This is a genomic window from Streptomyces sp. AM8-1-1, from assembly GCF_032229325.1.
GTDB lineage: Bacteria > Actinomycetota > Actinomycetes > Streptomycetales > Streptomycetaceae > Streptomyces > Streptomyces achmelvichensis.
Genome location: NZ_CP135086.1, coordinates 2,361,698 through 2,374,955, shown reverse-complemented (window position 1 = coordinate 2,374,955; position 13,258 = coordinate 2,361,698). Strand labels below are relative to the sequence as shown.

General features: G+C 70.4%; 9 protein-coding genes. 6 read left to right on the top strand and 3 right to left on the bottom strand.

Annotated features, from left to right (window positions below):
- The first annotated feature begins 11 nt into the window (after nucleotides 1-11).
- From RPQ07_RS10590 to RPQ07_RS10575, 4 genes are all read left to right on the top strand, one after another.
- Nucleotides 12-293, top strand: a complete 282-nt coding sequence (locus tag RPQ07_RS10590; protein WP_313943859.1) for an acylphosphatase — start codon at nucleotides 12-14, stop codon at nucleotides 291-293.
- Nucleotides 294-680: 387 nt separating this feature from the next.
- Entirely contained in the window at nucleotides 681-899 is a 219-nt protein-coding gene (locus RPQ07_RS10585) for a hypothetical protein (protein WP_313943858.1), read from the top strand.
- Nucleotides 900-1,154: 255 nt separating this feature from the next.
- Nucleotides 1,155-4,706 carry a chromosome segregation protein SMC gene (gene smc, locus RPQ07_RS10580; RefSeq protein WP_313943857.1) on the top strand — a complete coding sequence of 1,184 codons (3,552 nt, stop codon included), beginning with the start codon at nucleotides 1,155-1,157 and terminating at the stop codon, nucleotides 4,704-4,706.
- A 197-nt stretch (nucleotides 4,707-4,903) separates the two neighbouring features.
- Nucleotides 4,904-6,322, top strand: coding sequence for a sugar porter family MFS transporter (locus tag RPQ07_RS10575; RefSeq protein WP_313943856.1), 1,419 nt, complete (start codon nucleotides 4,904-4,906; stop codon nucleotides 6,320-6,322).
- A 77-nt stretch (nucleotides 6,323-6,399) separates the two neighbouring features.
- Here the strand turns inward: RPQ07_RS10575 and RPQ07_RS10570 are convergent, their stop codons facing one another.
- Both RPQ07_RS10570 and RPQ07_RS10565 read right to left on the bottom strand, forming a co-directional pair.
- Nucleotides 6,400-7,374 (bottom strand): LLM class flavin-dependent oxidoreductase, encoded by a 975-nt coding sequence (locus RPQ07_RS10570; RefSeq protein WP_313943855.1) that lies wholly within the window; start codon nucleotides 7,372-7,374, stop codon nucleotides 6,400-6,402.
- 133 nt (nucleotides 7,375-7,507) lie between these two features.
- Complete coding sequence (locus RPQ07_RS10565; RefSeq protein ID WP_313943854.1) at nucleotides 7,508-8,971, bottom strand: cytosine permease; 1,464 nt, start codon at nucleotides 8,969-8,971, stop codon at nucleotides 7,508-7,510.
- Nucleotides 8,972-9,145: 174 nt separating this feature from the next.
- Between RPQ07_RS10565 and ftsY the strand changes: the two genes are divergently transcribed.
- Nucleotides 9,146-10,369 (top strand): signal recognition particle-docking protein FtsY, encoded by a 1,224-nt coding sequence (gene ftsY / locus RPQ07_RS10560; protein WP_313943853.1) that lies wholly within the window; start codon nucleotides 9,146-9,148, stop codon nucleotides 10,367-10,369.
- A 124-nt stretch (nucleotides 10,370-10,493) separates the two neighbouring features.
- On the opposite strand, the gene RPQ07_RS10555 is transcribed toward ftsY, so the two are convergent.
- A complete protein-coding gene (locus tag RPQ07_RS10555; RefSeq protein ID WP_313943852.1) occupies nucleotides 10,494-11,147 on the bottom strand; it encodes a bifunctional DNA primase/polymerase in 654 nt (217 codons plus the stop codon).
- 427 nt (nucleotides 11,148-11,574) lie between these two features.
- Here RPQ07_RS10555 and RPQ07_RS10550 point away from each other — a divergent pair, with 427 nt between their 5' ends.
- Nucleotides 11,575-13,047 carry a hypothetical protein gene (locus tag RPQ07_RS10550; protein WP_313943851.1) on the top strand — a complete coding sequence of 491 codons (1,473 nt, stop codon included), beginning with the start codon at nucleotides 11,575-11,577 and terminating at the stop codon, nucleotides 13,045-13,047.
- The last annotated feature ends 211 nt before the right edge of the window (nucleotides 13,048-13,258 follow it).

Sequence of the window (13,258 nt, the reverse complement as noted above, 5' to 3'; positions counted from 1 at the left end):
ACCTTGCAGCCATGAATGATGTTGCACGTCTGACGGCGTGGGTACGCGGCCGAGTACAGGGAGTGGGCTTCCGCTGGTTCACCAGGGCAAACGCTTTGGAGATCGGCGGCCTCACCGGCTTCGCCCTCAATCTGGACGACGGCAGAGTGCAGGTCGTGGCCGAGGGTCCACGTGAGAATTGCCACCGTCTGCTGGACTGGCTGCGGTCCGACGACACACCCGGTCGAGTCGACGGCGTCACTGAGATCTGGGACACGCCCCGCGGAGGGTACGAGGGCTTCGCGATCCGCTGAGGGTCCGCCGCCGGCCCGCCCCGCCAGTCGCGGAACGCATCCCTCCGGCACCTGTCCGTGGCAGAAACAGCCTGGTGGTTGCCAAGAAGGGCTTGTCATGCCAGGCTGCGGCCGTAAGGATGATCTCCACGCCCCCAGGCCCCGGAGAAGAGGCTCCACCGCGCGTTCCGCGGCAGTGAGCACCCGGGTTCGCCCTTGATACGGGGTGTGATCGTGTTGACCGTCAAACTTTTTGGTGAGACTCTGGAAGCCCCGCGCACCTTAGCTGTTTGGCAGTACGAACCGCAGCGACATGAGCACCAATAGCACTGTCGAGCACCGCGGGTGCGATTCCCTCACGACCCACACCGCTTCCGGTCGGTCACTCAGTGTGGAGGACCATCCATCATGGCAAAGGCGCTTCTCGGTTACGTCGGCGGCTCCGACCCGCGACTCCTCGCCGAGATGCGACGGCTTCAGCAGCGCGTCCAGGACCTCGAATCCGAGCTTGTACGGATCCAGTCCGAGAACGACGCGCTCAACGCTGCCGTCGCCAAGCACCCTGGAGAGTCGCTGCTTGACGGCATCGACATCGACGTACCCCAGGCGGAGCCCGCGCTCACCTGACAGAGCTCGGTCACGCCTGTAGATCAACCGCACAAGATATGCAAGGGACGCTTCGGCGTCCCTTCTTTCTTTCCCCCCGGCGCTTTACAGTCCTTCTTCTACCGCGTGATCTGCCCTGCGCCCTCATGGGTGAAACCGTGAGCCGCCCGCCGTCCCGGATGGCGAGACCGAGCGCTCCGGCGAACTGCCCCTAAGGCAGGCCGGGACGGGCCGGGTCCGGCGGTCCGAGCGAGGCGAAAGGTAGAGTCCGGCTGCGTGCACCTCAAGGCCATGACCCTGCGCGGGTTCAAATCCTTCGCCTCCGCCACGACACTGCGGTTCGAGCCGGGCATCACCTGTGTCGTCGGCCCCAACGGCTCGGGCAAGTCCAACGTCGTGGACGCACTGTCCTGGGTGATGGGCGAGCAGGGGGCCAAGTCGCTGCGCGGCGGCAAGATGGAGGACGTCATCTTCGCCGGGACGACCGGGCGCCCGCCGCTCGGCCGCGCCGAGGTCTCCCTCACGATCGACAACTCCGACGGCGCTCTGCCGATCGAGTACGCCGAGGTCACCATCACGCGGATCATGTTCCGCAACGGCGGCAGCGAGTACCAGATCAACGGCGACACCTGCCGGCTGCTCGACATCCAGGAGCTGCTCTCCGACTCCGGCATCGGCCGCGAGATGCACGTCATCGTCGGCCAGGGCCAGCTCGACTCCGTCCTGCACGCCGACCCCATGGGGCGGCGGGCGTTCATCGAGGAGGCCGCCGGCGTCCTCAAGCACCGCAAGCGCAAGGAGAAGGCGCTGCGGAAGCTGGACGCGATGCAGGCCAATCTCGCCCGGGTCCAGGACCTGACCGACGAACTGCGGCGGCAGCTCAAGCCCCTCGGACGGCAGGCCGCGGTCGCGCGCCGCGCCGCCGTCATCCAGGCGGACCTGCGCGACGCCCGGCTGCGGCTGCTCGCCGACGATCTCGTACAGCTCAGGCAGGCACTGAGCACCGAGGTCGCCGACGAGGCCGCGCTGAAGGAACGCAAGGAGGCGGCCGAGGCCGAACTCAAGGCCGCGCTCGGGCGGGAGGCCGATCTCGAGGACGAGGTACGGCGGCTCGCGCCGCGGCTCCAGCAGGCCCAGCAGAGCTGGTACGAACTCTCCCAGCTCGCCGAGCGGGTCCGCGGCACCGTCTCGCTGGCCGACGCCCGGGTCAAGAGCGCGACCGCGCAGCCCGCGGAGGACCGGCGGGGCCGCGATCCCGAGGACATGGAGCGCGAGGCCGCCCGGATCCGTGAGCAGGAGGCCGAGCTGGAGGCCGCGCTGGAGGCGGCGGAGCGCGCCCTGGAGGACACCGTCACGCACCGCGCCGACCTGGAACGGGAACTCGCGGTCGAGGAACGCCGGCTCAAGGACGTGGCCCGTGCCATCGCCGACCGCCGCGAAGGCCTCGCCCGGCTGGGCGGCCAGGTGAACGCCGCCCGCAGCAGGGCCGCTTCGGCGCAGGCCGAGATCGACCGGCTGGCCGCCGCCCGGGACGAGGCGCAGGAGCGGGCGGTCACCGCCCAGGAGGAGTACGAGCAGCTCCAGGCCGAGGTCGACAGCCTCGACGCCGACGACACGGAGCTGGGTGAGCGGCACGATGCGGCCAAGCGGGAACTGGGCGAGGCCGAAGCGGCCCTGAGCTCGGCCCGCGAGGAACTCACCGCGGCCGAACGCAAGCGCGCCGCCGTCGCCGCCCGGCGCGAGGCGCTCGCGCTGGGCCTGCGGCGCAAGGACGGCACCGGTGCCCTGCTGGCGGCGAAGGACCGGCTCGGCGGACTGCTCGGACCGGCGTCGGAGCTGCTCACGGTCGCACCCGGCCATGAGGTACCGGTGGCGGCGGCCCTCGGCGCGGCCGCCGACGCCGTCGCCGTCTCCACCACGGCGACGGCCGCCGATGCACTGCGGCTGCTGCGCAAGAACGATGCCGGTCGCGCCGCCATACTGCTGGCCGGCGGCCCCGAGACCGCCGAACAACGGCACCCGGACGGTCCTGTGTACGCCGCCGATCTGGTGCGCGGTCCCGAGGAACTGATGCCGGCCGTGCGCTCGCTGCTGCGGGGCATCGTCGTCGTCGGCACGCTGGAGGACGCCGAGGACCTGGTCCACGCCCGGCCCGGACTCACCGCCGTGACGGCCGAAGGCGATGTTCTCGGCGCGCACTTCGCGCAGGGCGGCTCGGCCGGTGCGCCGAGTCTGCTGGAGGTGCAGGCCTCCGTCGACGAGGCCGCCGCCGAGCTGGAGGAGCTCGCCGTGCGGTGCGAGGAAGCGGCGGCCGCCCAGCAGCAGGCGGCCGGACGGCGCACCGCATGTGCCGGGCTCGTCGAGGAGTTGGGGGAGCGCCGCAGGGCGGCCGACCGGGAGAAGTCGGCCGTCTCCGGCCGGCTGGGCCGGCTCGCGGGGCAGGCCCGCGGCGCCGCGGGCGAGGCCGAGCGGACGACCGCGGCCGTCGCCCGGGCGCAGGAGGCGCTGGAGCGGGCCCGCGGGGAGGCCGAGGAACTGGCCGAACGGCTGCTGGTGGCCGAGGAGGCGCCCGCCGAGGAGGAGCCCGACACGCACGTACGGGACCGGCTCGCCGCGGACGGCGCCAACGCGCGGCAGACCGAGATGGAGGCCCGGCTCCAGGTCCGTACGCACGAGGAGCGGGTCAAGGGGCTCTCCGGGCGGGCCGACGCCCTCGACCGCGGAGCGCGCGCCGAACGTGAGGCGCGGGCACGGGCCGAACAGCGCCGCGCACGGCTGCGGCACGAGGCGGAGGTCGCCTCCGCGGTGGCGAGCGGTGCCCGCCAGCTGCTGGCCCATGTCGAGGTCTCGCTGGTGCGCGCCGAGGCCGAACGGGTCGCTGCCGAGGCGGCGAAGGCCGAGCGGGAGAGGGAGCTGACGGCCGCCCGCAACGAGGGCCGCGACCTCAAGAGCGAGCTCGACAAGCTCACCGACTCGGTCCACCGGGGCGAGGTGCTCGGCGCCGAGAAGCGGATGCGGATCGAGCAGCTGGAGACGAAGGCGCTCGAAGAGCTCGGTGTGGAGCCCGCCGGGCTGGTCTCGGACTACGGGCCGGACCAGCTCGTGCCGCCGTCGCTGCCGGCCGAGGGCGAGGAGCTGCCGGAGGACCCGGAGCACCCGCGCAACCAGCCGCGACGTTTCGTCCGCGCCGAACAGGAAAAACGCTTGAAGTCGGCCGAACGGGCGTATCAGCAGCTCGGAAAGGTGAATCCGCTGGCCCTTGAGGAGTTCGCGGCGCTGGAGGAGCGCCACAAGTTCCTCTCGGAGCAGCTCGAAGACCTGAAGAAGACACGGGCCGACCTGCTTCAGGTGGTGAAGGAGGTGGACGAGCGTGTCGAGCAGGTCTTCACCGAGGCCTACCGCGACACTGCCCGGGAGTTCGAGGGCGTCTTCTCCCGCCTCTTCCCCGGGGGCGAGGGACGGCTGATCCTGACCGACCCCGACAACATGCTCACCACGGGTGTGGATGTGGAGGCCAGGCCGCCGGGCAAGAAGGTCAAGCGGCTCTCCCTGCTGTCGGGAGGCGAACGTTCGCTGACCGCGGTGGCGATGCTGGTGTCGATCTTCAAGGCGCGGCCGAGCCCGTTCTACGTGATGGACGAGGTCGAGGCGGCGCTCGACGACACCAACCTCCAGCGTCTGATCCGCATCATGCAGGAGCTCCAGGAGTCGTCCCAGCTGATCGTGATCACGCACCAGAAGCGGACGATGGAGGTCGCGGACGCGCTGTACGGCGTGTCCATGCAGGGCGACGGAGTCTCCAAGGTCATCAGTCAGCGCCTCCGCTGACAACTCTTCAACTCTTGAACTGAAGTCCACACGCCGGTGTCCCAAATCCGTTGGCGGTGAGGTCTTGACTTCGAAACTTGAACGAATAGTCTCTGCAACGTTGCTTTTACCTTCAAGTGGTGGGCCGCATGAAGTTGTGCGCCACTTGAAGGGCTCGCCCCCCACGCCCGGCGCTGCCGGAGGCCCCAGGAGTACACGTGACCAGCACTGAGCCACCACCGGCATCGGGCGCCCGAGAGGCCCACCCCGACCACCTCGGGCATGTCATCTTCATCACGGCCTCGGCCGCGATGGGCGGATTCCTCTTCGGCTACGACAGTTCGGTCATCAACGGAGCCGTCGAAGCCATCCGCGACCGCTACGACATCGGGTCCGGAACACTCGCCCAGGTCATCGCCATCGCCCTGATCGGCTGTGCCATCGGCGCCGCCACGGCCGGCCGTATCGCCGACCGCATCGGCCGTATCCGCTGTATGCAGATCGCCGCCGTGCTCTTCACGATCAGCGCGGTCGGCTCGGCCCTGCCGTTCGCCCTCTACGACCTCGCCTTCTGGCGCATCGTCGGCGGTTTCGCCATCGGTATGGCCTCGGTCATCGGCCCCGCCTACATCGCCGAGGTCTCCCCGCCCGCCTACCGAGGCCGGCTCGCCTCCTTCCAGCAGGCCGCGATCGTCATCGGTATCGCCATCTCCCAGCTGGTGAACTACGGCATCCTCCAGATCGCCGACGGCGACCAGCGCGGCGAGATCGCCGGCATCGAGGCCTGGCAGTGGATGCTCGGCGTCATGGTCGTCCCGGCCGTGCTCTACGGACTGCTCTCCTTCGCGATTCCCGAGTCGCCCCGGTTCCTCATCTCCGTCGGCAAGGTCGCCAAGGCGAAGGAGGTCCTCGCCGAGGTGGAGGGCACGAAGATCGACCTGGACGCCCGGGTCGCCGAGATCGACCGGGCGATGCGCCGGGAGCACAAGTCGACGTTCAAGGACCTGCTGGGCGGGCGCTTCGCCTTCCTGCCCATCGTGTGGGTCGGTATCGGCCTCTCGGTCTTCCAGCAGCTCGTCGGCATCAACGTCGCGTTCTACTACTCCTCGACGCTCTGGCAGTCCGTGGGCATCGACCCGACCGACTCGTTCTTCTACTCGTTCACCACGTCGATCGTGAACATCATCGGCACCGTGATCGCGATGGTCCTGGTCGACCGGGTCGGCCGCAAGCCGCTCGCCCTGATCGGCTCCGCCGGTATGGCCATCGCCCTCGCCGTCGAGGCATGGGCCTTCTCCGCCGACCTCGTCGACGGCAAACTGCCCGACACCCAGGGCCTCGTCGCCCTGATCGCGGCCCATGTGTTCGTGCTCTTCTTCGCCCTCTCGTGGGGTGTCGTCGTGTGGGTCTTCCTCGGCGAGATGTTCCCGAACCGGATCCGCGCCGCCGCTCTCGGCGTCGCCGCCTCCGCGCAGTGGATCGCCAACTGGGCCATCACCGCGAGCTTCCCGAGCCTGTCGGACTGGAACCTCTCGGCCACCTACATCATCTACACATTCTTCGCCGTGCTCTCCATCCCCTTCGTGCTGCTGTTCGTGAAGGAGACCAAGGGCAAGGCGTTGGAGGAGATGGGCTAATCCCCGCTGCCCCTCTTCTCTTCACGGAACTGCCCCGGCTCGCCGATCGAGCCGGGGCAGTCCGCCGTCAACGGGCCCTACGCGGCGGTCAGCCGGGGAATCACCTGCTCGGCGAAGAGCTGGAGCGAACGCCATCCCTCGTCCAGCGGCATCCCGCCGCACAGTGGATGCAGGACCAGACTGTCGGCCCCGAGGCCCACGCACTCCTCGGGCGTGACGATCCGGTACACCCCTTCGGCGCGCAGTTCCTCCACCGTCGTCGCCTTCGACCGCACCGCCGATCGGATGTCCGCGGACTGCCAGGAGGCGTACGTGCGCGCCTCGTGCAGGAAGTGCTCGCCGAACTCCGCCCAGGTGCGGTCGGGGTCCTCGGACAGATGCAGCAGGGGTGTCTTCTCCGCGGGCATCATGCAGAAGCCGTCCGTGCCGTACTGCGCGCGCAGTTCCTGGTAGTACGCCTCCAGTTCGGGCAGATGCGCACTCGGGAAGAACGGCAGCCCGAGACGGGCCGCCCGCCGCGCGGCCGCCTTGGAGGAGCCGCCGACCAGCAGCAGGGGATGCGGCTGGGTGTACGGACGCGGGGTGACCTGGACCGTACGGCCGCGGTAGCTGAACGGCTCGCCCTTCCAGGCCGTCAGCAGCGTCTCCAGCAGCTCGTCCTGAAGCGCGCCGCGCCGGCTCCAGTCGGCTCCCAGCTGCTCGTACTCCTCCGGCCGGTAGCCGATGCCCGCGACGGTGACGAGCCGGCCGCGCCCGATCAGATCGAGCACGGCGATGTCCTCGGCCAGCCGGAGCGGATCGTAGAGCGGGCCGATGATCGCGGAGACGGTGACCGCGATGCGGCTCGTGCCGCCGAGCACGGCTCCGGCGAACACGAAGGGGGAGGGCAGCCAGTTGTTGACCGCGCCGTGGTGCTCCTCGGTCTGGATGGTGTCGATACCGCGGTCGTCGGCGTACGCGGCCATCTCCAGCGCCGCGCGGTAACGGGCCGCGAGCGTCTCGGGTGTCGCGCCGGGATCGACGAGATTGAAGCGGGCCACTGTGAAGGCCATGGGGACGTCCCCCTCCACCGGTTGTGAACCTGGCGAGGGAGGACGTTAGCTGACGTGCTGTCAGATTCCCAGGGTCCGGACCGGCCGGGCTTCCGGTGGCGGGGAGGAGCGGGGCTCGCAGGCCCCGCCGGGGTCAGAGCGACAGGCGTACGGGTTCGGCCTGTGCCGCTTCCGCGCTCGTCGCCGCCGCCGGGGTCCCGGTCCGGGGCAGCACGGCGTAGAGCGCCGCTGCCACCACGATCGTCACTCCCCAGCCGAGACCGTTCTCGCCGAGCCACGACGTGGCGAGCGGCCCCGAGAACCAGTCGGTCCTGGTGAACAGCAGACCCACCAACAGCGCGGCGGCCCAGGACGCCGTCGCCTGCCAGGCGAAACCGCCGCGGTACCAGTAGGCGCTGGTGCGCGTGGTGTCCATCAGGGCCGCGCCGTCGTAGTCCTTCCGGCGCAGCATGTCCACGCCGAAGACACCGATCCACGCGGAGAACGCCACCGCCAGCAGCGTCAGGAACGAGATGAACGAGCCGGTGAAGCTGGTCGCCACCACCATCAGCAGGAAGCCGAGGACCAGGCTGATGACCGCGTTCACACTGACGGCCCAGGCGCGCGGGACCCGGATGCCCAGGGTCTGCGCGGTGAAGCCCGCCGAGTACATGGACATGGAGTTGATCAGCAGCATGCCGACCAGGGCGATCAGCAGATAGGGCACGGCGAGCCACAGCGGCAGGATCTCGCCGATGAACGCCACCGGGTCGGTGGCACTCGCCAGGTCCGGAGTCGAGACCGCCATCACCGCGCCCATCAGCACCATCGGCAGGACGACGATCCCGGCGCCGCCGATCGTCGAGCCGACCACCGCCCGGCTGGACGCGGTCCGCGGCAGATAGCGGGTGAAGTCCGGGCCCGAGGGGACCCAGCTGATCCCGCCCGCCGCGATCGTGCCGATGCCGGCGACCATCATCGCCGTCGACCCGGCCGGCTTGTCGAAGACCGCCGACCAGTCCGTGCCCGCGACCAGATGGACCAGGACGAGCACGCTGAAGGCGCCGAAGAGATAGGTCGACCAGGTACTGCACCGCCGCAGGGCGTTGATGCCCAGTCCCGACACGAGGAAGGTGCAAGCGACGAAGAGCAGCAGCGTCACGATGATCAGCGCGGTGTTGCTGCGTACGCCGAAGAGCAGATCCAGCACGGTCAGCACGGCATAGGCGCCGGTGACCGCGTTGATCGTCTCCCAGCCCCAGCGCGCGATCCAGATCAGCGAGCCCGGCAGCAGATTGCCGCGCTGCCCGAAGACCGCGCGGGACAGGGCCATGCCGGGGGAGCCGCCCCGCTTGCCCGCCACGGATATCAGGCCGACGATGCCGTATGAGACGACGGGGGCCGTGATCGCGACGACCAGGACCTGCCAGAAGTTCAGACCGTTGAACACCACCAGCCCCGCGCCCATCGTGAGCAACAGCACACTGATGTTGGCGGCGACCCAGGTGGGGAACAGTTCGCGGACGTGGCCTGTGCGCTCCCCGTCGGGGACGGGTTCGAGACCGCGCGTCTCGACCGCGCTCTCTGTCGCGCCTTCGGCATCGGAGGCGTGGGGCATGGGGGAGCTCCGTGAAGGGGGTGGGGGGACTCCGGGACAGTGCCGGTGCCGGTGGAAAACCGGAGGCACCAGCATCGTCTGTACCCCCCAAAAGGTCCAAATACAGTCCGAGGTCCCTGAAGGACCGTCCGACGCCGCCGCGGCCGGAGAGTCGTGGCCGATACTGGGTGGGTTATGGAAATCGTCATCCTTGCCGTAGTCATCGCCCTGGTCGCTCTCGGCGCGATCAGCGGTCTCGTGGTCAGCAGCCGCAAGAAGAAGCAGCTGCCGCCCTCGGCGCCGTCGAGCACGCCGACCATCACCGCTCCGCCCGCCGAGCCGCATGTCGGCGACGAGGCGGAGACACCGCGGGACGAGCCACGCCGGACCATCGAGGAGGTCGACCTCCCGTCGGCCGAGGAGGCCGCCGACACGCCGGTCGCCGTCGAGGACCCGGTCGTCGCCGAGCCGCCCGCCCCCGCGATCGAGATCCCGGAGCCCACCGCCGGCCGGCTCGTCCGGCTGCGTGCCCGCCTCGCCCGCTCGCAGAACTCGCTCGGCAAGGGGCTGCTCACGCTCCTGTCCCGCGAGCACCTCGACGAGGAGACATGGGAGGAGATCGAGGACACGCTGCTCACCGCCGACGTCGGCGTGGCGCCGACCCAGGAGCTCGTCGAGCGGCTGCGCGAGCGGGTCAGGGTGCTCGGCACCCGTACGCCGGACGATCTGCGCAACCTGCTCCGCGAGGAGCTGCTGGCGCTCATCGGCACCGACGTCGACCGCGCGGTCAAGACCGAGAGCGGCCTGGACACCCCGGGCGTCGTCATGGTCGTCGGTGTCAACGGCACCGGTAAGACCACCACGACCGGCAAGCTCGCCCGGGTGCTCGTCGCCGACGGCCGCTCGGTCGTCCTCGGCGCCGCGGACACCTTCCGTGCGGCGGCGGCCGATCAGCTCCAGACGTGGGGCGAGCGCGTCGGCGCCCGCACCGTGCGCGGACCCGAGGGCGGCGACCCGGCCTCGATCGCGTTCGACGCCGTGAAGGAAGGCATCGCCGAGGGCGCCGACGTGGTGCTCATCGACACGGCGGGCCGGCTGCACACCAAGACCGGCCTGATGGACGAGCTCGGCAAGGTCAAGCGCGTCGTCGAGAAGCACGGCCCGCTGGACGAGATCCTGCTGGTCCTCGACGCCACGACCGGTCAGAACGGTCTGGTGCAGGCGCGGGTGTTCGCGGAGGTCGTGGACATCACCGGCATCGTGCTGACCAAGCTCGACGGCACCGCCAAGGGCGGCATCGTCATCGCGGTCCAGCGTGAGCTGGGCGTGCCGGTCAAGCTGGTGGGTCTGGGCGAGGGCGCCGACGACCTGGCGCCCTTTGAGCCGGAGGCGTTCGTCGACGCGCTCATCGGGGAGTGAGGAAGCGCCGGGGCGAGCCCCGGACAGTGGACGCACGAGGGCGGGGCCGGAGTGTCCGGCCCCGCCCTCGTGCGTCCCCGGCGGACCTCAGGCCGCCGAGCGTGTGTCCGTTGCCCGGTGGACCTCAGGCCGCCGAGCGGTGGCAGATGTACGCCAGCGTGCCCAGCAGCAGCCGCGCCTGCGGCGGCGCCACGGCGGTGTCCAGCGAGGGCGCCCGCAGCCAGCTGACCGGTCCGAGGCCCGCGTGGTCGGAGGGCGGCGCGGTGATGTGGCTGCCCGGCCCCAGGCAGTGCAGATCGAGCCCGGCGTCGTCCCAGCCCATCCGGTAGAGCAGGTGCGGAAGTTCGGCGGCGGCGCCCGGCGCTACGAAGAACTGGCAGCGCCCGTCCGGAGTCGCCGAGACCGGTCCCAGCGGCAGTCCCATCCGCTCCAGACGCACCAGCGCGCGCCGGCCGGCCGGTGCGGCGACGTCGAGGATGTCGAAGGTGCGGCCGACGGGCAGAAGCACGGCCGCGCCCGGTACCTCGGCCCATGCCTTGGTGACATCGTCCAGCGTCGCGCCGGCCGGGATCTCGGGTGCGTAGCCCAGGGGATGAGCCCCGGGGGACGTGCAGTCCGGGACGCCGCACGAGCAGTCGCCGGACGCCGCCCGCGCCCCTGGCACGACGGCCCAGCCCCACAGGCCGGTGTACTCCGCCACCACGGTGCACTCAGTGGTGCGGCCGCGGCGTCGTGACCCGGACCGGATGTCCCGCATGCCGCCGATAGTGAAGCCCATGCCCCCTCCAACGGGTTGCGCTCGCCGGTGGTTACGACCTGAAGTCTCCTCGTTACACAGCGTCGCAAACGGTGAAGCTCCGGCGGCGCACTGTGGTGCGAGGAGTGGTGCGGACCGGGCCGCGCGCCCCTGCGCGCATCGCTCCGCTCCCTCTCGATCGTCCCGTGTCAAGTGAATCGCGCCTGACCGCAAGGGAGTTCATTCGAAGGGGTGGCGAATGGTGGCGTTTCTGCAATCCCACTCGCTGAGCGGGTGATCGTAGGATTACGTTCAGTGCACGAACCCTGGAGGTGTGTGCACTCACGGGTATGCCGGGGGCAACTCGGTATCCCGTTCGAAGGAGTGCATCCACCGTACGGAGAGCTGCAACTCGCGGCATTCTGGTAGGGGTTCGCGCGACAGGGCATCAGTGGATGGGGGCGTTCCAGTGGACGGCAGCGGCGCCGGTACGAATACCGGCAAGCGCCCGAACGAGCAGCTCAGTTCGTGGTTCGTGCGCAGCGGTTGGTCCAAGGGCGAGCTGGCGCGCCAAGTCAACCGCCGGGCGCGGCAGATGGGCGCCCACCACATCAGCACCGACACCTCGCGGGTGCGGCGCTGGCTCGACGGCGAGCAGCCGCGCGAGCCGATTCCGCGGATCCTGTCGGAACTGTTCTCGGAGCGCTTCGGCAGCGTCGTCGCGATCGAGGACCTCGGTCTCCGCTCCGCGCACCAGTCACCCTCGGTGTCCGGCGTGGACCTTCCCTGGGCGGGCCCGCAGACCGTCGCCCTGCTCAGCGAGTTCTCGCGCAGCGACCTCATGCTGGCGCGGCGCGGCTTCCTCGGGACATCGCTGGCACTGGCTGCGGGACCCGCCCTCGTCGAACCCATGCAGCGCTGGCTGGTGCCCTCGCCCGCCTCCGAGCAGGCCGGATCCGAGCCCACCGCCGGCGGGCGCAAGGGCTCCCGGCTCTCCGGTCCCGAGCTGGATCTGCTCGAATCCACCACCGCCATGTTCCGCCAGTGGGACGCCCAGTGCGGCGGCGGACTGCGCCGCAAGGCGGTCGTCGGCCAGCTGCACGAGGTCACCGACCTGCTCCAGGAACCGCAGCCGCAGGCCACCTCCCGGCGACTGTTCGTCTGCGCGGCGGAACTCGCCGAGCTCGCCGGCTGGATGAGCTACGACGTGGGCCTCCAGCCCACCGCGCAGAAGTACTTCGTACTGGCGCTGCACGCCGCCAAGGAGGCGGGCGACAAGCCGCTCGGCTCGTACATCCTGTCGTCGATGAGCCGCCAGATGATCCACCTGGGGCGGCCCGACGACGCGCTGGAACTCGTCCACCTCGCCCAGTACGGCAGTCGCGACTGTGCCACCCCGCGCACCCAGGCCATGCTGTATGCGATGGAGGCCCGCGCGTACGCCAACATGGGTCAGCCCAGCAAGTGCAAGCGGGCGGTCCGGATGGCCGAGGACACCTTCTCCGACGCCGGCATCGACGGCGAGCCCGAGCCCGACTGGATCCGGTTCTTCTCCGAGGCCGAGCTCAACGGCGAGAACGCCCATTCCTACCGCGACCTGGCCTATGTGGCCGGCCGCAGCCCCACCTACGCCTCCCTCGCCGAGCCGGTCATGGAGCGCGCCGTCGACCTCTTCGCCAAGGACGACGAGCACCAGCGGTCGTACGCACTGAATCTGGTCGGCATGGCGACGGTCCATCTGCTCAAGAGGGAGCCCGAGCAGTCGACGGCCCTCGCGTCCCAGGCCCTCGCCGTCGCCAGGCGGGTCCGTTCCGAGCGGGTCAACACCCGGCTCCGCAAGACCGTGGACACCGCCGCCCGTGACTTCGGCGACGTGCCCGAGGTCGCCCACCTCACCGACCTGCTGACCTCGCAGCTGCCCGAGACCGCGGAGGCCGTCTGAGGGCCGCGTCCCCCGACACCCGGCTCCCGCGTCCCCCTGTACTCCGGCCGCGGCGATCACCCCGACAGCCCGACTCGGCTCCCCCGTGCCAGGTCAATCGGGTGACCGCCGCGGCCGGTCCGTGATGTGCGCAGAGGATACGCCCGGGCCGTATCTGTGAGCCGTCAGTTCATGGCTGCGTAACACGCCGGACCTCTTCGTCACTGCGGCG